Origin of the sequence: Achromobacter pulmonis (genome assembly GCF_021733725.1) — a bacterium.
Lineage (GTDB): Bacteria > Pseudomonadota > Gammaproteobacteria > Burkholderiales > Burkholderiaceae_B > Achromobacter > Achromobacter pulmonis.
Map to the genome: position 1 here is coordinate 3,034,556 of NZ_JAIFOT010000001.1, position 19,224 is coordinate 3,053,779.

23 protein-coding genes are annotated in these 19,224 nt (G+C 69.1%); 9 read left to right on the plus strand and 14 right to left on the minus strand.

The genetic code is table 11. The features are described 5' to 3' along the window. Nucleotides 1–105: 105 nt before the first annotated feature. Complete coding sequence (locus tag K2W61_RS14005) at nucleotides 106–753, minus strand: DsbA family protein (protein ID WP_236755857.1); 648 nt, start codon at nucleotides 751–753, stop codon at nucleotides 106–108. 99 nt (nucleotides 754–852) lie between these two features. Next, entirely contained in the window at nucleotides 853–2,328 is a 1,476-nt protein-coding gene (locus tag K2W61_RS14010; RefSeq protein WP_175133862.1) for an inorganic phosphate transporter, read from the minus strand. Between the two features lie 220 nt (nucleotides 2,329–2,548). Here K2W61_RS14010 and mog point away from each other — a divergent pair, with 220 nt between their 5' ends. Genes mog through K2W61_RS14025 form a run of 3 tightly spaced genes read left to right on the plus strand, consistent with a single transcriptional unit; the run spans nucleotide 2,549 to nucleotide 4,467 of the window. After that, nucleotides 2,549–3,196, plus strand: a complete 648-nt coding sequence (gene mog / locus K2W61_RS14015) for a molybdopterin adenylyltransferase (RefSeq protein WP_175133861.1) — start codon at nucleotides 2,549–2,551, stop codon at nucleotides 3,194–3,196. Between the two features lie 39 nt (nucleotides 3,197–3,235). After that, nucleotides 3,236–3,583 (plus strand): hypothetical protein, encoded by a 348-nt coding sequence (locus K2W61_RS14020; protein ID WP_175133860.1) that lies wholly within the window; start codon nucleotides 3,236–3,238, stop codon nucleotides 3,581–3,583. 32 nt (nucleotides 3,584–3,615) lie between these two features. After that, nucleotides 3,616–4,467: a peptidoglycan DD-metalloendopeptidase family protein gene (locus K2W61_RS14025; RefSeq protein WP_419761646.1), complete on the plus strand. Its 852-nt coding sequence runs from the start codon at nucleotides 3,616–3,618 to the stop codon at nucleotides 4,465–4,467. An 18-nt stretch (nucleotides 4,468–4,485) separates the two neighbouring features. On the opposite strand, the gene K2W61_RS14030 is transcribed toward K2W61_RS14025, so the two are convergent. The 5 genes from K2W61_RS14030 to K2W61_RS14050 form a co-directional block, all read right to left on the minus strand. Beyond that, the gene (locus K2W61_RS14030; protein ID WP_175133859.1) at nucleotides 4,486–4,800 is read right to left on the minus strand and encodes a hypothetical protein; all 315 of its coding nucleotides are present in this window, start codon (nucleotides 4,798–4,800) and stop codon (nucleotides 4,486–4,488) included. A gap of 159 nt (nucleotides 4,801–4,959) precedes the next feature. Continuing rightward, on the minus strand, nucleotides 4,960–5,223 hold the full coding sequence (gene infA / locus K2W61_RS14035; RefSeq protein ID WP_175133858.1) for a translation initiation factor IF-1: 264 nt from the start codon (nucleotides 5,221–5,223) through the stop codon (nucleotides 4,960–4,962). A gap of 584 nt (nucleotides 5,224–5,807) precedes the next feature. Next, a complete protein-coding gene (locus K2W61_RS14040) occupies nucleotides 5,808–6,344 on the minus strand; it encodes an SRPBCC family protein (RefSeq protein ID WP_175141593.1) in 537 nt (178 codons plus the stop codon). Then, the gene (locus K2W61_RS14045) at nucleotides 6,337–6,702 is read right to left on the minus strand and encodes an ArsR/SmtB family transcription factor (protein WP_236755858.1); all 366 of its coding nucleotides are present in this window, start codon (nucleotides 6,700–6,702) and stop codon (nucleotides 6,337–6,339) included. Before K2W61_RS14045 ends, K2W61_RS14040 begins: the two co-directional genes overlap by 8 nt. 66 nt (nucleotides 6,703–6,768) lie before the next feature. Continuing rightward, nucleotides 6,769–7,200, minus strand: a complete 432-nt coding sequence (locus K2W61_RS14050; protein WP_175133853.1) for a GFA family protein — start codon at nucleotides 7,198–7,200, stop codon at nucleotides 6,769–6,771. A 197-nt stretch (nucleotides 7,201–7,397) separates the two neighbouring features. On the opposite strand from K2W61_RS14050, the gene phnC reads away from it, so the two are divergent. From phnC to phnE, 3 genes are all read left to right on the plus strand, one after another. After that, nucleotides 7,398–8,240, plus strand: coding sequence for a phosphonate ABC transporter ATP-binding protein (gene phnC / locus K2W61_RS14055; protein WP_175133851.1), 843 nt, complete (start codon nucleotides 7,398–7,400; stop codon nucleotides 8,238–8,240). A 29-nt stretch (nucleotides 8,241–8,269) separates the two neighbouring features. After that, nucleotides 8,270–9,250, plus strand: coding sequence for a phosphonate ABC transporter substrate-binding protein (phnD, locus tag K2W61_RS14060; RefSeq protein ID WP_175133849.1), 981 nt, complete (start codon nucleotides 8,270–8,272; stop codon nucleotides 9,248–9,250). Between the two features lie 68 nt (nucleotides 9,251–9,318). After that, nucleotides 9,319–10,113 (plus strand): phosphonate ABC transporter, permease protein PhnE, encoded by a 795-nt coding sequence (gene phnE / locus K2W61_RS14065; RefSeq protein WP_175141591.1) that lies wholly within the window; start codon nucleotides 9,319–9,321, stop codon nucleotides 10,111–10,113. 29 nt (nucleotides 10,114–10,142) lie between these two features. Here the strand turns inward: phnE and K2W61_RS14070 are convergent, their stop codons facing one another. Genes K2W61_RS14070 through K2W61_RS14080 form a run of 3 tightly spaced genes read right to left on the minus strand, consistent with a single transcriptional unit; the run spans nucleotide 10,143 to nucleotide 13,497 of the window. Beyond that, on the minus strand, nucleotides 10,143–10,640 hold the full coding sequence (locus K2W61_RS14070) for a GAF domain-containing protein (RefSeq protein ID WP_175141590.1): 498 nt from the start codon (nucleotides 10,638–10,640) through the stop codon (nucleotides 10,143–10,145). After that, nucleotides 10,637–11,608 carry a Bug family tripartite tricarboxylate transporter substrate binding protein gene (locus tag K2W61_RS14075; RefSeq protein ID WP_175133843.1) on the minus strand — a complete coding sequence of 324 codons (972 nt, stop codon included), beginning with the start codon at nucleotides 11,606–11,608 and terminating at the stop codon, nucleotides 10,637–10,639. The genes K2W61_RS14070 and K2W61_RS14075 overlap by 4 nt, the downstream gene beginning before the upstream one ends. Before the next feature lie 56 nt (nucleotides 11,609–11,664). Beyond that, nucleotides 11,665–13,497, minus strand: a complete 1,833-nt coding sequence (locus K2W61_RS14080; RefSeq protein WP_236755859.1) for a gamma-glutamyltransferase family protein — start codon at nucleotides 13,495–13,497, stop codon at nucleotides 11,665–11,667. A 112-nt stretch (nucleotides 13,498–13,609) separates the two neighbouring features. On the opposite strand from K2W61_RS14080, the gene K2W61_RS14085 reads away from it, so the two are divergent. Then, entirely contained in the window at nucleotides 13,610–14,569 is a 960-nt protein-coding gene (locus K2W61_RS14085) for a LysR family transcriptional regulator (RefSeq protein WP_175133839.1), read from the plus strand. Nucleotides 14,570–14,617: 48 nt separating this feature from the next. On the opposite strand, the gene phnN is transcribed toward K2W61_RS14085, so the two are convergent. The 4 genes from phnN to phnF form a co-directional block, all read right to left on the minus strand. Next, nucleotides 14,618–15,190: a phosphonate metabolism protein/1,5-bisphosphokinase (PRPP-forming) PhnN gene (phnN, locus tag K2W61_RS14090; RefSeq protein WP_236755861.1), complete on the minus strand. Its 573-nt coding sequence runs from the start codon at nucleotides 15,188–15,190 to the stop codon at nucleotides 14,618–14,620. Continuing rightward, a complete protein-coding gene (locus K2W61_RS14095) occupies nucleotides 15,187–15,930 on the minus strand; it encodes a DUF1045 domain-containing protein (RefSeq protein ID WP_175141586.1) in 744 nt (247 codons plus the stop codon). The genes phnN and K2W61_RS14095 overlap by 4 nt, the downstream gene beginning before the upstream one ends. A 2-nt stretch (nucleotides 15,931–15,932) precedes the next feature. Then, on the minus strand, nucleotides 15,933–17,129 hold the full coding sequence (locus K2W61_RS14100; RefSeq protein ID WP_175133834.1) for an alpha-D-ribose 1-methylphosphonate 5-triphosphate diphosphatase: 1,197 nt from the start codon (nucleotides 17,127–17,129) through the stop codon (nucleotides 15,933–15,935). Nucleotides 17,130–17,227: 98 nt separating this feature from the next. After that, a complete protein-coding gene (phnF, locus tag K2W61_RS14105; RefSeq protein WP_175133881.1) occupies nucleotides 17,228–17,950 on the minus strand; it encodes a phosphonate metabolism transcriptional regulator PhnF in 723 nt (240 codons plus the stop codon). Between the two features lie 184 nt (nucleotides 17,951–18,134). Between phnF and phnG the strand changes: the two genes are divergently transcribed. Both phnG and phnH read left to right on the plus strand, forming a co-directional pair. Further along, on the plus strand, nucleotides 18,135–18,605 hold the full coding sequence (gene phnG / locus K2W61_RS14110; RefSeq protein ID WP_175133832.1) for a phosphonate C-P lyase system protein PhnG: 471 nt from the start codon (nucleotides 18,135–18,137) through the stop codon (nucleotides 18,603–18,605). Nucleotide 18,606: 1 nt separating this feature from the next. Further along, nucleotides 18,607–19,224, plus strand: a complete 618-nt coding sequence (gene phnH, locus K2W61_RS14115; RefSeq protein ID WP_175141585.1) for a phosphonate C-P lyase system protein PhnH — start codon at nucleotides 18,607–18,609, stop codon at nucleotides 19,222–19,224.

Consider the following 19,224-nt stretch of genomic DNA (forward strand, 5'->3'; position numbering starts at 1 on the left):
GCGGCGGACGGGCATCCGGTGTTCTCAGCCGATGCCGAACGGTTGGCGGCGCGTCCGGCGATGCACCGCGCATTGCCGCGCGACGGCGGCATCGGGCAAGGCTGATCACGCCAGGCGTGCGCGCAGGTCCGCCTGCCATTGCGACGGGCGGCCCAGGAAGCGGGCCGGTTCCAGCAGCTCACAGGCGCCATCGCGTTCCAGCGCCAGCGTCGGAAAGCCCGAGCCGCGCACCTGCCTGAGCAGGGCGCGGCTCTCGGCAATGTGGCGTTCGGTGGCCGCGCCTTCGGCCGCGGCGTAGGCGGACTGGAAGGCTGCGCCGTCCAGCCCGATCTGCCCGGCCTGGCGCCGCAGTTCGGCCGGGTCGGCGATGCGCCGGCCTTCCACGTAGTGGGCGCGTTGCAGCCGTTGCAGCAGGTTCAGGCCGCGGCCGTCCAGCGCCTGCGCGGCCAGGATGGCGGTGGTGGGCGGAGCCGAATCGAACACCGCGCCGCTGTCGCGCAGCAGGCCGTCGAAATAATCCGGGCCGAACGCCTGGCCGGTCAGGCCGGCGATGCGTTCATCGTGCGGCACGACGTAGCGGCGCAAGGCCTCGGTGACCGGTTGGCGGTTGGCGCCGGTCATCATGCCGCCGCCGTGCAACGCAATGGCCAGGCCGTCGATGCCGCGGGCGGCCTCCACCAGCGGCGCGGCGCCGTAGCACCAGCCGCAGAGCGGATCGTAGAGGTAATGCAGGATGGGGGAAGAGGTAGCCATGGCGCCATGGTAGAAGCGCGCCCGCGCCGGAGATAGCCCGGCGCGGTAGCCACTGTGTTGCGCCGGCCGGGCAGATGCGCTGCGCGGCCGGTGGGCGCGTCAGCCGGCGATCTGCACGCCGACCCAGAACAGGCCGGCCGCCAGCAGCATCGAGGCCGGCAGGGTCAGGATCCAGGCCAGCAGGATATTGCGCACCGTGCCGCCCTGCAGGCCGCTCTTGTTGGCGATCATGGTGCCGGCCACGCCGGACGACAGCACGTGGGTGGTGGACACCGGCAGGCTGAAGACGTTGGCCAGGCCGATGGCGCCGACCGCCGTCAATTGCGCCGACATGCCTTGCGCGTAGGTCATGCCCTGCTTGCCGATTTTCTCGCCCACCGTCAGCACCACGCGGCGCCAGCCGACCATGGTGCCGGCGCCCAGCGCCAGCGCCACGGCCACGATCACCCAGAAGGGCGCGTATTCGGTGGTGGCGGTCAGGTCGGCGCGCAGGCGTTGCAGGTCGGTGCGCTCGCGCGCCGGCAGGCCTTCGATGCGCGCCGCCTTCTTGGCGGTGTCGTCCAGGCACAGCAGGTAGCGGCGCACGTCGATGCGCTTGGCGGCCGACAGGTCAGCGTAGTTGCTGACGCCGCGCAGGTCGGCCTGCAAGGCGTCGATGGTGGGCAGCGTCAGTTCCGGATCGCAGCGGAAATTGCGCGGCAGGTCCGAGGCCGAACCGGCGCGCTTGAGCGCCGGGAAGTCGCCCAGCATGGCTTCGTTGCGCAGATAGAACGCGCTCAGGTGGGTGGCGGCATCGCGCGTGCGCTCGATCTGGTAGGTGGTGCTGTTGGTGTCGAGCACGAAGTTGGCCGGCACGATGCCGATCAGCACCAGCATGATCAGGCCGATGCCTTTCTGGCCGTCGTTCGAGCCGTGCACGAAGCTCACGCCCATGGCCGACAGCACCAGCACCAGGCGGTTCCAGAACGGCGGGTGCTTCTTGTTGTCGATGGCGCGGCGCTGTTCGGGCGTCTTGTGCATCTTGGACAGCGGCAGCCAGCGCTTGAGCGCCAGCAGCAACGCGCCCGCCACCAGGAAGCCGGCCACCGGCGACACCACCAGCGAGGCGCCGATGTCGATCGCCTTGCCCCAGTTCACGCCGTCGGCCAGCGGCAGGTCGGTGATCAGCGCGTTGGCCAGGCCCACGCCCAGAATCGAGCCGATCAGCGTGTGCGAGCTGGAGGCCGGGATGCCGAAGTACCAGGTGCCCAGGTTCCAGGCGATGGCCGCGGCCAGCATGGCGAACACCATTGCCAGACCGCGCCCGGTGTCGACGTTGATCAGCAGTTCCACCGGCAGCAAGTGGACGATGGCGTAGGCCACGCCCACGCCGCCCAGCAGCACGCCGAGGAAGTTGAAGATACCGGACAGCACGACCGCCAGGTGGGGCGGCATGGCCTTGGTGTAGATCACCGTGGCGACCGCGTTGGCCGTATCGTGGAAACCATTGATGAATTCGAAGGCCAGGACGAATGTCAGGGCCAGGACGAGGCTGAGGCCGACCCAGAAATCTAGGCCGTGAAAGAGGGAGGACATTGGGAGGCGGGGGGAGGTTCCGGCGAGCCCAGATTATTACAGATTTGTGACCCGTCCCTGGTTGCTCCCGGCACTTTTCTCGGTGTGCGCCGGCGGCGCCGGCCTGCGCGGGGCCCGGCCGGCGGAGAATGCGATAGCATCCTTGTCTGGCGGCCGGTCCCGCAGACCCGCCACCGGCCGGCCCCCGCTCTGTTCCCATTGCCTTTACGCCCAACCGCCCATGACCGCCCCTACCCGCATCGCCCGCCGCCACCCCGACGAACTGATCATCGGCCTGGTGTCGATCTCCGACCGCGCCTCGGCCGGCAGCTATCAAGACCAGGGGCTGCCCGCCCTGCGCGAGTGGCTGGGCGCGGCCCTGGCCTCGCCCTGGCAGGCGGTCGAGCGCCTGATTCCCGACGAGGCGCCGCGCATTTCCGAGACGCTCATCGAACTGGTCGACACCTGTGGCTGCGATCTGGTGCTGACCACGGGCGGCACCGGCCCGGCGCGGCGCGACGTCACGCCCGAGGCCACGCTGGCGGTCGGCACCAAGGAAATGCCGGGTTTTGGCGAGCAGATGCGCCAGATCAGCCTGCGCTTCGTGCCCACCGCGATTCTGTCGCGCCAGGTCGCCGTGATCCGCGAACGGCCTGCCCACGCCGCCCTGATCATCAACCTGCCGGGCCAGCCCAAGGCGATCCGCGAGACCCTCGAAGGCCTGCGGGCCGACGACGGCGCGGTGCAGGTGCCGGGCATTTTCGCCGCCGTGCCCTATTGCATCGACCTGATCGGCGGCCCCTACGCCGAGACCCGTCCCGAGGTCATCGCCGCCTTCCGCCCCAAGTCCGCGCGCCGCCCGCAGCCGTCCTCGGACGCTGCGGTATAGTTGGCCGCTGCTTTCCATCCATCGCTTGAGAGTCCCGATATGAAGGTCCGCACCGCCTTGTCCCTTACCGCTGTCCTGCTCGCCGTGTCGGCCTGCGCCAACGTCAAAGACGTCCGGCAGCGCGATCCGGTGTTCTATGGTTCGACCCAGCGCACGGCCGAGGACTACACCAATTGCGTGGCCGCGGCCTGGAAGGGCATGGACGTGAATTTCGAGCGCAAGGCGGTGCGCAATGGCTTCGAACTGATCCAGAGCGACAGCCTGGGGGTCGAAGCGGTGCTGACCACGACGACCTGGAAAGGCAAGACCGAGGCCCGTCTGTCGACCCGCATCGCCCGCCGTGATCAGAGCCTGATCGAGCCCGCCAACCTCTGCCTGCAACCGTGATGCCGGCGCGTCGGGACATGCTGCGGCTGGGCCTGGCCGCGGCGGCCGTGGGTCTGGCCCTGCCGGTCCGCGCCAGGCAGGCGCCGCCCGCGCCGTCGGGCGGCTTCATCAGCCGCAAGCTCGATGCGCCGGTGCCGGGAGGCGTCGCGGTGCTGTCCCTGGGCGATGCCGCGATCGCGCCCGAAGCGAGCTACCGCGATCGCCGCGTGTTGGTGGTGCGCGAAGCGGGCCGGCAATGGATCGCCGTGGTGGGTATTCCGCTGGCGGTCAAGCCCGGCCCGCAGGAAATCACGCTGCGCGATGCCGCCGGCGCGCGCCAGCTGCCTTTCACGGTGGGGGCCAAGGATTACGTGGCGCAGCACATCACCCTGAAGAACCCGCGCCAGGTCAATCCGAATCCCGATGACATGCGGCGCATCGAGCGCGAAATGGCCGAGCAGAGCGCCGCCTACCGCGCCTATCGCGCCGGCGTCACGCCCAGCAACCTGCTGCTGGACCGGCCCGTCAAGGGCGGCCGTCTATCCAGCCCCTTTGGGTTGCGGCGTTTTTTCAACGGCGAAGAGCGCAATCCGCACTCGGGCCTGGATTTCGCGGTGCCGGCCGGCACGCCGATCAAGGCGCCGGCCGCGGGAGTGGTGTCGTTGGTGGGTGACTACTTCTTCAACGGCAAGACCGTCTTCCTGGACCATGGCCAGGGCTTCGTGAGCATGTTCTGCCACATGTCGGCGATCGACGTGAAGGTGGGCGACACGGTGCCGCGCGGCGGCGTGGTGGGCAGGGTCGGGGCCACGGGGCGCGCCACCGGGCCACATCTGCACTGGAATGTCAGTTTGAATGATGCGCGGGTCGATCCCGCCATTTTCATCGGCGCCTTCAAGCCCTGAGGCCGGACGCGACCGTCTTCAGGCGGTCGCCGCCTGCGGCGCGGCCGTTTCCTGCGCCTGCTGCATGGCGATGCGGTGCAGGATGTACTGGTGCATGCGCTCGGCGTAGCGCATCTGTTCCATCATGTCGTGCAACTGCACTTCCTGGTCGTCCAGGCAGTTGTCGTACTTGGTCTTGGCTTCGGCGTAGGTCAGGCCGGTGTTGCGCAGGCTGTGGATGAAGGCTTCGCGCGATTGGCGCAGCAGGCGCAGGCCTTCTTCCCCCTTGGCGAAACGTCTTCGCGTCAGGGAGAGCTGGTCAGCCGCTTCTTTCAATTCCTGTTTCAGATCCATCTTGCTGCGCCATGCGTTGCCGCCGGGCCTGGCGCCGGGCGGAGCGCCATTCTTTCACGAACCGGGGTCTTGCGCATTACTACGACAAGGCGCGGGCGGTTTTAAGGCCGCGCCCTGGCCGCCGGGAGGCGGCAGGCCTGCGAGCGCCGGCCGCGCCGATCAGCGGCGGTGATGCTGGGGACGGCTCGGGGCCGGGCCGCGTTCGTCCTTGTGGCGGAAGTTGATGCGGCCCTTGGTCAGGTCGTACGGGGACATTTCCAGGGTGACGCGGTCGCCGGCCAGGATGCGGATGCGGTGCTTGCGGATGCGGCCGGAGGCGTAGGCGCCCACTTCGATGCCGTTGTCCAGGGTGACGCGGTAGCGGCTATCGGGCAGCACTTCGTCAACGATGCCGTCCAGTTCGATGAGTTCTTCTTTAGCCATTCTCTACTCCTTGATCAATACGCGCCGCCATGCCGTCGGCATGGCACGCCGCCTGGGGCAGCGGGCGCGTCGGACTCTGTTAGCCAGGTCCTGCGGTTGAACGTAAAACGTCCGGGCAGGCGCGGGTATGGGCCATGGCATCCCGAGTGGATGTCTGAAATGACGGATACTCGCGCCGCGAGGGCTGTGTGCGCGAAGCGCAGCTTGGTCGCGGGGCGGCGCTTGTGGCGCGTTGCCGGAAGAAGCGGTTGGAGTGTCTGCTGCGATGCCGGGCAACGCGCAATGCGCCGCGGGGCGGGGGCAGGGTTCACCCAAGAAAACCGGTTGCCGTGCCACAGGCATGCCGGGCGTAAGTCCGACATGACCCACCACTGCGGGGAGGTATTCAGACTGCCACCGTGGGTTGGCACTCGATGTTGGGAACGAAGCCCGGTTTTTGCGGAAAAATCACGCACTTATGTTACTGCAAAGCGCGATGATTAGCCAGTTTTTATGCTCCGGGACGGCGTGATAGTTGCTGCTGGGCGACTGCGCCGCGCGCGATCCGGCCGCGGCCGCCGGGCTTCGCCCGGGTGGCGCCGCGATCACGCCGGGATGCGCGCCTGGTAGTCGGCTTCCCAGCGCAGCAGCGCCGACCAGAATGGGCCGGGCGCACGGCCGGCCAGGCGCGCCGCCAGCACCTCCAGGTGGGTGTGCCAGCCGCCGGCCACGTCGATCATGTCGGCGCGCGAGGCCAGTTTGCGGTGGGTCAGCACCAGCCGCGTGTCGTTACCTTCGGGGGACAGTTCAAAGGTGACTTCGGACGGTTCGCCCTGCGAGCCGCCCCAGGTGAACGCCAGTAGCCGCGGCGGTTCGCAGCGGGTGATGACGCCGTGCGTGGTGACGCCGTTTTCATACGGTTTGTACGGCTCGGGGGCCGGTTCGGGCACCGAGGAGAGATCGGCATGCACGAAGCGCAGCGTCACGCCGCCGCCCTCGCGCAGCTCCATGTCGCCGCTGGCCAGCCATAGGCCGCGCTTGTCGGACTCGGTCAGGAAGGCCCAGACCCGTTCCACCCCGCCGGGCAGGATGCGGGTGAAGCAAAGGGACGTGGGGCTGGTGACGACACCGTAATCACTCATGGGGGATCTCCTGGGAATCCGGCCGGGGCGCATGGGCGGCCAGCGCGGCTTCGAGCGCGTCCAGCCGGCCCGACCAGAAATGTTCATAGAAGCGCAGCCATTGCATGGCCTCGGCCATCGGGGCCGGGTTCAGGCTGCACACGTGGCTGCGGCCCTTGACGGTGCGCCGCAGCAGGCCGGCCCGTTCCAGCGCCTGCACATGCTTGGAGGCGCCGGCGAAACTCATGCGCAGGGGCGCGGCCAGTTCACCGATGGTCCGGTCTCCGCCGGCCAGGCAGTGCAGCATGTCGCGGCGCGTGGGATCGGCCAGCGCTCGAAATACGGCATCGAGGGACGGGGGAGACAGTGATTCAACCATAAGGTTGAATATAGCCTTTCCGGCGAGCCGCATTCAACGATCTGGTTGAATTTTTATGTAACCGTCTCAAGTGACCGCGTGCGGCAATGCCGTCCCGGCGTCTTCGCAGGCCTCGGGGTATTGCGGCAGGGAATCTGTGATGTCGAACCACGGCGCCTTGCTCGCCACGTGGCAGTGCGCGGCCGGTTTGATGCCGGGATCGTCGTCCAGCGCGCCCAGCGGCAGGCCGTAGATGTCGGGCGTCTGATCGAAGCGGCTGAGCAGCGGCGTGCCGCAGGCTTCGCAGAAGCCACGGTAGGTGCCAGGCGAGGAGCAGTACCAGGTGACGTGGTTTTCGCCCTTGGTCCAGGCGAAGTCCCCGGCCTGCACGGTGGCGCGGCTGCGGAACGCGGCGCCGTGCGATTTGCGGCACATGGCGCAATGGCAATTGAGCGCGTCGGTGAGCGGGCCGGTGATGTGGTAGGCCACACGGCCGCAAAGGCAGGAACCGTTGAGCATGATGACCGCCTGTCGGAAAGGAGGGTGGTTTGACTATACCCGCCGCGCGCGGCCGCGGCGCGGCCTTGTATGACAGAGGTCTTTCAGTCGGTTGCCTTGGCCCCGATTTTCCGCCAAATGATTCGATTCCCGGGTCATCGCGCTGTCATGCCGCGAAAACAGAATGCGCGAATGAATCAAACCAAGGGGATTCAACGATGACCTACGCCATCGAAGTTCAGGGGCTGAGCAAGTCCTTCCACCCCGGCGCGCTGGCGCTGGACAACGTCGATCTGCGCGTGGCGGACGGCGAGATGGTCGCGCTGCTGGGCGCCTCGGGTTCCGGCAAGTCGACGCTGCTGCGCCACCTGGCCGGTTTCGTGGCGGGCGACGCGGGCCAGGGCAGCGTCACTGTCAATGGCCAGTTGATCCAGCGCCATGGGCGTCTGTCGCGCAATGTGCGCGCCGCGCGCGCCGGCATCGGCTTCGTGTTCCAGCAGTTCAATCTGGTGGGTCGCCTGCCGGTGATCACCAATGTGTTGACCGGCCTGCTGCCGCGCGTGCCGGTGTGGCGCAGCCTGACGCGCGTGTTCCTGCGCGCCGAAGTGCGCCAGGGGCTCGACGCGCTTGCCCAGGTTGGTATAGACGACTATGCATTTCAGCGTGCTTCGACGCTGTCCGGCGGTCAGCAGCAGCGCGCCGCGATCGCCCGCACGCTGGTGCAGAACGCCCGCGTGATCCTGGCCGACGAGCCCATCGCTTCGCTCGATCCCGAATCGTCGCGCCGCGTGATGGACACGCTGGCGCAGATCAACCGCAGCCGCAAGGTGGCGGTGGTGGTGTCGCTGCACCAGGTCGAGGTGGCCCTGCGCTACTGCCCGCGGGTGGTGGCGCTGCGCCATGGCAAGGTGGTCTACGACGGCCCCTCGGCTGCGCTGACCCCCGCCATGTTGCGCGATCTCTACGGCTCGGAATTGAGCGAGCTGCTGCCCGAATACGCGCCGCAAGCCCAACCCGTGCCGGCCCTGGCGCCGCTTTCCCAACAGGCCTACGCGGCCTGACCCTGCCTGTTCCCTACCCGGAGCTTTCCATGCTACGCAGAACTTTCTTTGCCCTGATCACCGCTGCCGCCCTGTCCACGCAAGTCCATGCGCAAGAGGCCAAGCCGCTGAACTTCGGCATCATCTCGACGGAATCGTCGACCAACCTGAAATCGGTCTGGCAGCCGGTCATCGATGACCTGAGCCGCGCCCTCGGCGTGCCGGTCAAGCCGTTCTTCGCTTCGGACTACGCCGGCATCATCGAGGGCATGCGCTTCAATAAGGTGCAGTTGGCCTGGTACGGCAACAAGTCGGCCATCGAGGCCGTCGACCGCGCCAAGGGTGAAGTGTTCGCCTCGGTGATCGACAAGGACGGCAACCCGGGCTACTGGTCGTTGCTGATCGTCAACAAGGACAGCGATCTCAAGACCCTGGACGACGTGCTCAAGCGTCGCGGCCAGCTGACTTATGGCGCCGGCGATCCCAACTCGACCTCGGGCACCGCGGTGCCGGGCTACTACCTGTGGGCCGCCAACAAGATCGAGCCCAAGACCTTCTTCAAGGCGGTGCGCGTCAGCAACCACGAGACCAACCTGTTGTCGGTGATCAACAAGCAGGTCGATGTGGCCGTCAACAACACCGAGGCGCTGGAGCGCTATCGCCTGAGCACCGGCAAGGATGCCAACGACAGCGTGCGCGTCCTGTGGAAGTCGCCGTTGATTCCGGCCGATCCGCTGGTCATGCGCAGCGACCTGCCGGCCGACATGAAGGCCAAGATCCGCGACTTCTTCGTCAACTACGGCAAGGGCAAGGACGCCGCGCGCGAAATGGCCAACCTGAAGGCGCTGACCTACCAGGGTTTCCGCGCCTCGGACAATCAACAGCTGGTGCCGATCCGCCAGATCGAGCTGGCGCGCGAGAAGGCCAAGGTCGAGGCTGATGCCACCATCGGCCAGGCCGAAAAGCAGAAGCAACTGGCCGAGCTGGATGCCAAGCTGGCCAGCCTGGGCCAGCCCACCGCCAAGCCGTAACGACGCCGCTGCGCGCCGGCGCCTGCCGCCGGCGCGCGACCATCCGCTTTCTCTATTCCGGAATTTCCATGTCCCTGGCCGTGTCTGCTTCCCGTTCTCCCGCCGCGCCGCGTTCGTCGCTGCCGGTCCTGCTCGTCTGGGCGTTCGTGCTGGCGCTGCTGGTGCTGTCCTGGCGCGGCGCCGACATGCGGCCGCTGGACCTGCTGCGGGACTCGGGCAACATGGCGCAATTCGCCGCGGATTTCTTCCCGCCGAATTTCCGCGACTGGCGCATGTACCTGGACGAGATGATCGTGACGGTGCAGATCGCCGTGTGGGGCACCTTCCTGGCGATCGTGTTGGCGGTGCCGCTGGGGCTGCTGTGTTCGTCGAACATGGTGCCGGCCTGGGTCTACCAGCCGATGCGGCGCCTGATGGACGCCTGCCGCGCCATCAATGAAATGGTGTTCGCGATGCTGTTCATCGTGGCGGTGGGCCTGGGGCCCTTCGCTGGGGTGCTGGCGTTGTGGGTGCATACCACCGGGGTGCTCGCCAAGCTGTTTTCGGAGGCGGTCGAGGCCATCGATCCGCGTCCGGTCGAGGGCGTGCGCGCCACGGGCGCCAATGCGCTCGAGGAGATCGTCTATGGCGTGATCCCGCAGGTGCTGCCGCTGTGGATCTCGTATTCGCTGTACCGCTTCGAGTCGAACGTGCGTTCGGCCTCGGTGGTGGGCATTGTCGGCGCCGGCGGCATCGGCACCGTGCTGTGGGAGATCATCCGCAGCTTCCGCTATGCCGAGACCTGCGCGGTGATGATCATCATCGTCGGCTTCGTGGTCGTGATCGACATGGCGTCGGCGCGCATCCGCCGCGCGCTGATCTGAGACCGGGCGCGCGGTGGCGCGCCCGTTGCTCAAGCGGTCGGTGTCAGCGCCAGGAAGGCCGGCAGGGCCAGCACGCCCGCCAGGCGGGCGGCATCGACGTCGGCCGGCGCCAGCGCGGTGCGCGCCATCAGGAAGTTCACGGTGCCCAGGCAGGCGCCGTCGAACACCACCGGCACGTTGATCACCGATTGCAGGCCGAGCGCCTGAATGGCGTCGTGATCGTCGAAGAATTCACGGATCGCGTCGACGCCTTCGCCGATGAAGACCTTGCGTTCGAGCAGCACATGGCGACCCCAGGCGGTGCCGCGCTTGTCCTTGCTGCCGCCGGGCGGATAGGCGCCGGGATTCGAGCTGTACAGCCGCACCATCCGCATGTGTTCGGCGTCGTGGCGGTTGATGGTGCACAGCGTGTGTCCCAGCGTGGCGCGGGCCTGCGCGTCGAGCGCTGCGAAGGCGGCCGGGGCCGAGGCCTCGGCGTAGGCCTGCGCGAGGCGCTCGACGTCGGTGGAGTCGGGCGTGGCGCTCATTCCGCGGTGATTCCCAGTTCCTTGATTAGCTTGCCGTACTTGTCGGCATCGCGCGCCAGTACCTGGCCGAACTGTTCCGGCGTGGTGTCCAGCAGCAGCACGCCCATGTCGCCCATCTTCTTGACGACCTCGGGACGCTTGAGGATCTTGTTGATTTCCTGATTCAGGCGGGCGGTCAGTTCGGGCGGCATGCCGGCCGGGCCGAAGGCGCCGTACCAGACCGCCAGTTCGTAGCCGGGCAGCGTCTCGGCCACGGTCGGCACTTCCGGCAGCAGCGGCGAACGCTTTTCTTCGGTGACGGCCAGCAGCTTGAGCTTGCCGCTCTGCACGTGCGGCAGCGTCTGCGTGCCGGCGCTGAACAGCACCTGGGTGCGGCCGGCCACCGTGTCCAGCACCGCGGGCGCGCCGCCGCGGTAGGGGATGTGCATCATCTTCACGCCCGCCGCCTTCTCGAACAGCACGGCGCTCAGGTGGTTGGTCGAGCCCTGGCCGGCCGAGGCATAGGCCACCTTGTCGGGGTTGGCTTTGAGGTAATCGATGAATTCCTTGACGTTGCTGGCCGGCACCGACGGATGCACCACCAGCGTGTTGGTGACCAGCGCCAGTTCGGCGATCGGCGTGAAGTCCTTGACGCCATCGAACGGCATGTTGCTGTAGAGCGCCTGGTTCATGGTGTGGGTGCTCATCGAGCCGACCAGCAGGGTATAGCCGTCGGGCTTGGCGCGCGCGACGAAGGTGCTGCCGATGTTGCCGGAGGCGCCCGAGCGGTTCTCCACGATCACCGGCTGGCCCAGCGATTGCGTCAGTCCTTCGGACAGCACGCGCGCCAGGATGTCGGTGGAGCCGCCGGCCGCCCATGGCACGATCAGGGTGATCGGCTTTTCGGGCCAGGCGGCATGGGCCAGCGCGGGCGCGGCGCAGGCCAGGGTCAGGGCGCAGGCGCGCAAGAGTCGTCGGATGGTCTTCATGGTATGTACCCCGTGTGATAAGGCCGGTCTGGTCGCCGGCTGGATGGAAAATCGGTTCATCGGCCCACGGCGTAGCCCTGCATACCGCGCGGATTGGCGGCGGCGCGCAGCAGCAGGCCGCCGCCGGCCGCGGGCTCGCGGGTGCAGGCGCTGATGCGGCCTTCCGACCAGTCGGGGCCGACGCGCACATCGTGGCCGGCCTCGCGCAGCGCCTGTTGCGTGGCGTCGGGCAGGCGGCCCTCGACGGTCAGGCGGTTCAGCGTCAGCGCGCGCGGCCAGAACGAGCCGGGGAAATGGTCGATGTGCCAGGAGGGCGCATCGATCGCTTCCTGCAGGTTCAGGCCCATGGCGTGGCGCAGGAAGAAGGCCACGGTCCACTGGTCCTGCTGGTCGCCGCCGGGTGTGCCGAAGGCCATATAGGGCTGGCCGTCGCGCAGCACCAGGCCGGGCGAAAGCGTGGTGCAGGGCCGCTTGCCGGGTTGCAGCTGGCCGGGCACGCCCTCGTCCAGCCAGGTCATCTGCAGCCGCGTGGTCAGCGGAAAGCCGAGCGTCGGCACCACCGGGCTGGACGAGAGCCAGCCGCCGGAGGGCGTGGCCGCGACCATGTTGCCGTGGCGGTCGATGACGTCGATCTGGCAGGTGTCGCCGACGAAGATCTCGCGCGCGGCCCATTCGGCCACGGGCGGCAGCGCCGCGAAAGTCGGTTCGCCCACGCCGAAGCGGGTGTCGGACGCGGCCAGCGTGCGCGCGGCGGCTTCCAGGTCGGGCAGGCGCGGCGCGCGGCCCGCCGGCGCGCCGGGTTGCAGCGCGGTGGCGGCGCGTGGGCCGATGGCAGTGGCGCGCGCGCGGGCATAGTCGTCGCTCAGCAAGGCCGCCAATGGCACGTCGACGAAATCCGGGTCGCCGTACCATGCCGCGCGGTCGGCGAAGGCCAGCTTGGCGGCTTCGGCCACGCGGTGCACGAACTGTGGCGAGGCCGGGTCCAGCGTGTCCATCTGCAGGTGCCGCAGCAACGCCAGTTGTTGCAGGTGCACCGGGCCTTGCGACCAGACGCCGCACTTGGCCACGGTGTAGCGGCCATATTGCAGCGTGACCGGATCGTCGTAGCGGGCGCGCCAGTCGGCCAGGTCGGCCTTGCGCAGCAGACCGCGATTGCGCTGGCCGGTGGTGTCGCGCACCGCTTCATGGGTGTAGTAGCTGTCGATGGCGTCGGCCACGAAGCCGCGATACCAGATGGCCAGCGCCGCGTCGATGCGGCCGACGCGATCGGTCGCCGCCGCGTGCGCCTCGTCCAGGATGCGGGTGTAGGTGGCGGCAATCGCTGGCGTGCGCAGCAGCGCGCCGGGCGCGGGCACCTTGCCGTCGGGCAGCCAGACCGCGGCCGAACTGGTCCATTCGTCGCGGAACAGCGCCTGCACCGCCAGGATCGCCTGCGAAATACGCGGCACCAGCGGGAAGCCGTTGCGGGCATAGTCGATGGCCGGACGCAGCACGTCGGACAGTTCCCAGGTGCCGTAGTCGCGCAGCAGGGTCAGCCAGGCGCCGAACGCGCCGGGCACGGTGGCCGGCAGCAGGCCGATGCCGGGCACCAGGTCCACGCCCAGGCCGCGGAAATAGGCCGGCGTGGCCAGCGCCGGCGCCGGGCCCTGGCCGCACAGCGCGCGCATGCGGCCTTCCTGCTCGCTCCACAGCAGGATCGGCACTTCGCCGCCCGGACCGTTCAGGTGCGGCTCGACGATCTGCAGCGTGAAGCCGCCGGCCACCGCGGCGTCGAAGGCGTTGCCGCCGCGCTCCAGCACGCCCATGGCGACTTGCGAGGCCAGCCAATGCGTGGACGAAACAACGCCGAAGGTGCCGCGGATTTCCGGGCGGGTGGTGAAGGCGGACATGGGACGACCGGGATGCAAGGGTTGGGATCGGTTGCAGTATAGGAGCCTGAAATAACTTCGGTAGCCGTTGTTGGCATAATCCAATAACCATACAGTTATAGGAAGAACGGCCATGACCTGGGACGCCGCCCGCCTTGCCAACCGCCTGCGGCAACGCCATCTGGTCCTGCTGGAGAACATTGCCCGGCATGGCACGCTGACGCGGGTGGCGGCGGCCACGGGCATCAGCCAGCCAGCGGCGACCAAGGCGCTGGCCGAGCTGGAGGCGATCTTCGGCGCGCCGTTGTTCCTGCGCACCGGGCGCGGCCTGCAGCCGACCGCGCTGGGTGAGCTGGCGCTGGTGCGCGCGCGCCGCATGCGCAGCGACCTGGCCTTGTGGGCGCGCGAAGTCGAGGCGCTGCACGATGGCCGCGCCGCGCACTTGCATGTGGGCGTGGTGCCGTATGTATCCAGCGCGCTGCTGACCGACGCCATCGGCCGCTTGCACCAGCGCCACGGCGTCACGCTGACCTTGCACCGGGCCACCACCGATCATCTGGTGCCGATGCTGCGGCGCCACGAGCTCGATTGCATCGTCAGCCGGGCCACGTCGACCGTGGCGCAGGACGACCTGAGCCACCAGGTGCTGTACTGCCAGCAGCCGCGTCTGATCGCGCATGGCCGGCTGGCGCAGCGGCTGGCGCGGCGCCGGCCGGACTGGGCGGCGCTGGCGGAGATGGACTGGGTGCTGCCGGCAGTCAACACGCCGACGCGCCAACTGATCGTCGAGCATTTCATCCGTGCCGGCCTGCGCTCGCCGGCGCCGGTGCTGGAAGCCTATTCCACCGATGTGATCGAGGGCATGCTGAGCGCCAATCCCGCGCTGGTGTCGGTGGTTCCGGAGGACATCGCGGGCGAGTTGTGCCAGCGCGGCAAGCTCGGCATGGTGCCCTGGGACTTCGGCTGGGCGCTGCCGCCGATCAACCTGATCCGGCGCCGGCGCGAGCAGGCGCTGGCCGCCGAGGAGCGCTTTTCGGAGATCCTGCTGGAATTGTGCGCCGGCCTGGATTCGCGGGCGCGAACCGGGGCATGACGCGGCGCTGGCCGGCCGCGGACCGCGCAGGCGCGGTGGCGGCGGGCATCAGGCGCTCAGCCGGTCACGCGCGATGTCCAGCAATTCGGCGGCGGCCGCTTCGGGCGCGCCGTCGTTGTCCACGCGCAGCAGGCGGCAGCCTTCGGGCACGCGAAAGGCCTGCGTGGCGCGGCGCAGGCGCTCGGCGATCTGCGCCGCGCTTTCGCGGCCGCGCGCGGCCAGCCGGCGCGCGAGCAGGTCGGGATCGACGCAGATCTCGACCGCCGTCAGCGCCGGATAGCGCCGGTGCGCCTCGGCCAGGTGGGCGCGCGAGCCATTGATGATGACGGCCGCGCCGCCGTCCAGCCAGGTATCGACTTCGATGCCGATGCCGTAGTGCAGGCCGTGGCTGCTCCAGCGCAGGGCGAAGCAGCCCAGCGCGGCGCGGCGCGCGAACTCGTCCGCGCTCAGGCGCAGCGCGTCCTCGGTGACGCCGCTGTCGCGGGTGATGTAGCGGTGCGCCACCAGCACTGGCTCGCGCTCGCGCAACCCGGCGCGCAGCAGGCGCAGCAAGGTGTCCTTGCCGCTGCCGGATGCGCCCATCAGGTAGACCAGGCGTTCGCCGCGGGCGGGGGGATTCATGCCGTGGCCGGTCCTTCCAGGTAGGCCGCGCCCGCGGCGTCGGTGTGGCCGCCAGCGAAGAGGTAGTGGCGCGCGGCGATGAAGTCGGCGCCCGCTGCCGGCTGCACATACACACTGACGCCGGGCACCGTCATGGGCTGGCCGCGCAACGGGTCGGCGAAGGCGGCGATGCCCGCGCGGGCCCGCTCCAGCGCCTCGCCGTCGAGCCGGCCGGTCAGGGTGATGTGGAAGGTGTAGGTGTCGAACACGTAGGGGTAGCCCCAGCGCGCCAGCATGGCCTGCTGCCCGGCCGAAAGCGCGTGCGCCTGGCGCCGGGCCAGTTCGTCGGCGCTGGGGGCGGCGCGCAGGTCGTCCAGACCGCGCACGGCGGCGGCGGCCAGGGCCTCGATGCGGGCGCGGCCTTCGGCGTCGGCGGATGCGATGCGCCAGGCCAGGAAGCCGCGCAGCGGCTCGCATTCGAGCTGGATGGCGAAGGCGCTGTCGCCGGCGGCGAGGCGGCGCGCGGCGGCGTCCACGTCCTGCGGCGTGGCGCCGGCGCGCAGCCGGAACGGCGGCTTCAGCGTGGCGTGCAGGCCGTAATGGCGCGGCGCCTCGGTCCAGTCACGCGCGGCCTCGGGCTGGCCGGGCAGGGGCGGCAGGGCCGCGCCGGTGTCGGCGCAGCGGCCCAGCCAACGGCTGCCGAATTCGCGCCAGGGGCCGGTGGGGGCGAGATACAGCGCGTAGCGATGGGCCGCGGGCATGGTCAGGCCGCCATGCGCTGGTGGCGCTCGTCGCCGAAGGCGCGGGTGGCGTAGCGCAGCTCGCCGCCGACGATGGCGGCGCAGACGCGCGGCAGGCCGGGAACCTGATCGTCGACCACGATGGCGTCGGCGATCAGGCCGGGCGCCAGCATGCCGCGATCCTGCAGGCCGGCGGCGCGGGCCGGGTTCAGCGACACCAGGTTCCAGGCCTGTTCCAGCGGCAGCACGCCTTCGCTGGCCAGGCGCAGGACCGCGGCCAGCGGCGCGGGATAGTAGTAGTCGGAGGTCAGGATGTCGCACAGGCCGGCGCGGATCATCTCGGTGGCGCTGGGGGCGTTGGTGTGGCTGCCGCCGCGCACCACATTGGGCGCGCCGAAGACCACCGCGTTGCCCAGGTCGCGGGCCACGCTGGCGGCCTCGCGCGTCAGCGGAAACTCCGCCACGCCGCAGCCCAGTTGGTGGTAGTAGCGGCGGGTGGCGGCATCGGGGTCGTCGTGCGAGGCGACCCGCAGTCCTGCCGCCTGCGCGGCGCCGGTCAGTTCGCGCATGGCGTCGGCCACCGAGTCGGCCGCGCCCATGGCGCGGCGGATGCGCTCCTGGAAGGTGTCCAGGTCGCATTCGGCGCGGTCGGCGTATTGCAGCAGCTTGCGGTCGTCGCCCAGACGGCGCGCCATGCTGGGCAGGTGGTCGTTGAGCGCGACGAAGCGCACGCGGCCGTCGCGGATCCACTGCCGGGCGGTGTCGACCCCGTCGATGTGATGGGTTTCGAAACGCAGGTGCACGTAGTGGCGCGCGCCCATGATGTGGCGCATGCGATCGAGCGCGGCGAACATGCGTTCGGCATAGGCTTCGCCGCGCAGGCCGCCTTCCCACGACAGCGTGACGCCGTGGAATTCGGTGGTGATGCCGTTGGCCAGCAATTGGCGGTCGACATCGTGCAGCGCGCCATCGTAGGGAAACGTGACGCTGGGGCGCGGCATGATGGCGCGCTCGAAGGCATCGCCATGCAGGTCGACGATGCCGGGCAGCACCAGCAGGCCGCCGGCGTCGAACCAGGCCGCACCGCGGGCGGGCGTGCCGGCGGCGTCGTCGATCAGTCCGCCATGGAACCGCAGGCTGGCGTGCTCGATGCCGCGCGGGGTCAGGATACGTTGGCCTGTGACACCGGCCAGGGGCGAGGGGGCGTGTGCTTGGTTCATGTGGAGAAAGTTAGCGGGGTTGCATTACAACCAGATGTCTAGATGTTTGAAATCGCATGGCGGCCCTTGCCGCCCCCCCTGGGGGCGGCCCGGCGGCTTCAACTGTCGTCGGCCACCATCAGTTGCACCAGGTCGCCGACGAAACGGGTGATGCTGTATTGCAGCGGCGCCCCGGCCTGGTCCACATTCAGGGCTTCCACTTGCAGGATCGGGCGGGTCTTGGGCTGGCCCAGAATGCGCGCCACTTCCGGCGTCGGCAGCGCCGCGGTGATGCGCGACCACTTGCGGGTGTAGTCACCGATGCCGTAGTGGGCATAGACCTTGGAGACCGAGCGCAGCGTGTTCATGCGCTCGATGAAGTCGGGAAAGCGCTTGTCATCGAAGTAGTGTTCCGAAGCGCTGATGGGGCGGTTCTCGGCCTTGCCCACCATCTGCACCCGCAGCAGCGGCGCGGTGCGCGGCAGGCCCAGGTGCCGGGCGATCTCGGCCGCGCGCAGCGTCTGGCTGCCCAGGGCCTCGAGGTGGCCCAGCATGCCCTGGCTGCGCAGGTTCTCGGAAAAGCGCGTGCGCTTGCCGATGGCGTAGTCGATGGCGTGTTCCTGCACGAAGGTGCCGCGGCCTTGCTCGATGCGGACCAGTCCGCTCTGTTCCAGTTCGCCCATGGCGCGGCGGATGGTGTGGCGGTTGACGGAGAACTTGGCGGCCAGTTCCGGTTCGGAGGGCAATTGTTCCCCCGCCGTGTACAGCTTGTTGCGGATGTCGTCCGCCAATGACTCGCCAATCTGCCGCCATACGGCGATACCGGAACCTCTTTCGACCATGGGATGTGCTCGTGCTGTCATGTCAGCTTCATCAAGAATGGCTGTGATTGTGCACCAAGCGGCGGGCGCGGGATAGGCGATGCGTCCCCACCGCAACTGTCATCAAAAATTCACGCCAGGCTGTTGAACTTCCATCTGGACGCGATCATACTTCATCCAGTCGTCTAGACGTTTAGAGGAAATAATGGACCATCCACAAACAGCGCAGGGCGCAGTCCCGGCGCAACGGGCCGCCTGGATGCGGGTGTTGGCACTGGCCGATCCGGCCATGCTGGAAGGCGCGTTCGGCGCGCTCGGCGGCGTGCCGCCCCATCAGATGCTGCGCCCGGCGCAGACCGGCATGGCCATGGTGCGAGCCCGCAGCGGCGGCACCGGCGCGCGTTTCAACCTGGGCGAAATGACGGTGACGCGCTGCGCGGTCAGCCTCGATAACGGCGTGGTCGGGATCGCGTATGTGCAGGGCCGTTCGCTGCGCCACGCCGAACAGGCGGCGGTGGCCGACGCGCTGCTGCAATTGCCCGACTGGCACGACACGGTGCAGGCGCAGTTGATCGCGCCGTTGGCGCAGGCCCGCGCCGAGCGGGTCGAGCGCCAGGCGCGCGTGGCCGCGCAGACCAAGGTCGAATTCTTCACGATGGTGCGAGGCGAGGACTGACATGCATCAAGAACTTCTTGGCGCGGCGGCCGCCAGCCGCCAACTGCTGCCGGGCTTCGCGAATCCGGTGAACGACGCGCAGGCCACCTTCCGCGCCGCGCTCGACGCCATGGCGCATCCCGGCCGCGTATACGAGGTGGCCGCCGCCAGCGGCGTGCCGGCCGGCCTGTCGCCAGCCTTGACCGCGCTGCTGCTGACGCTGGCGGACGTGGACACGCCGTTGTGGCTGCCGCCGGGCGTGGACGCTGGCGTGCTGGACTTCCTGCGCTTTCATTGCGCCTGCCCGGTGGTGCCGTCGCCCTCGCTGGCGCGCTTTGCCGCGGTGCCGGCCGGTCGCGCGGCGCCGACGCTGGCGTCCTGCCATCCGGGCGATCCGGCCTATCCGGACCTGTCCACCACGTTGCTGATCGAGGTCGCGTCGCTGGACGCCGGCCCCGAGGTCGCGCTGAGCGGCCCAGGCATCCAGAACCGCCAGGCGCTGCGCGCCGCCGGCCTGCCGGATGGCTTCTGGCGCGAATGGCGCATCAACCATCAACGTTTTCCGCTGGGCGTCGACGTGTTCCTGACGCACGGCCGGCAATTGTGCGCGCTGCCCCGCAGCACGCGCGTGGAGAGCTGA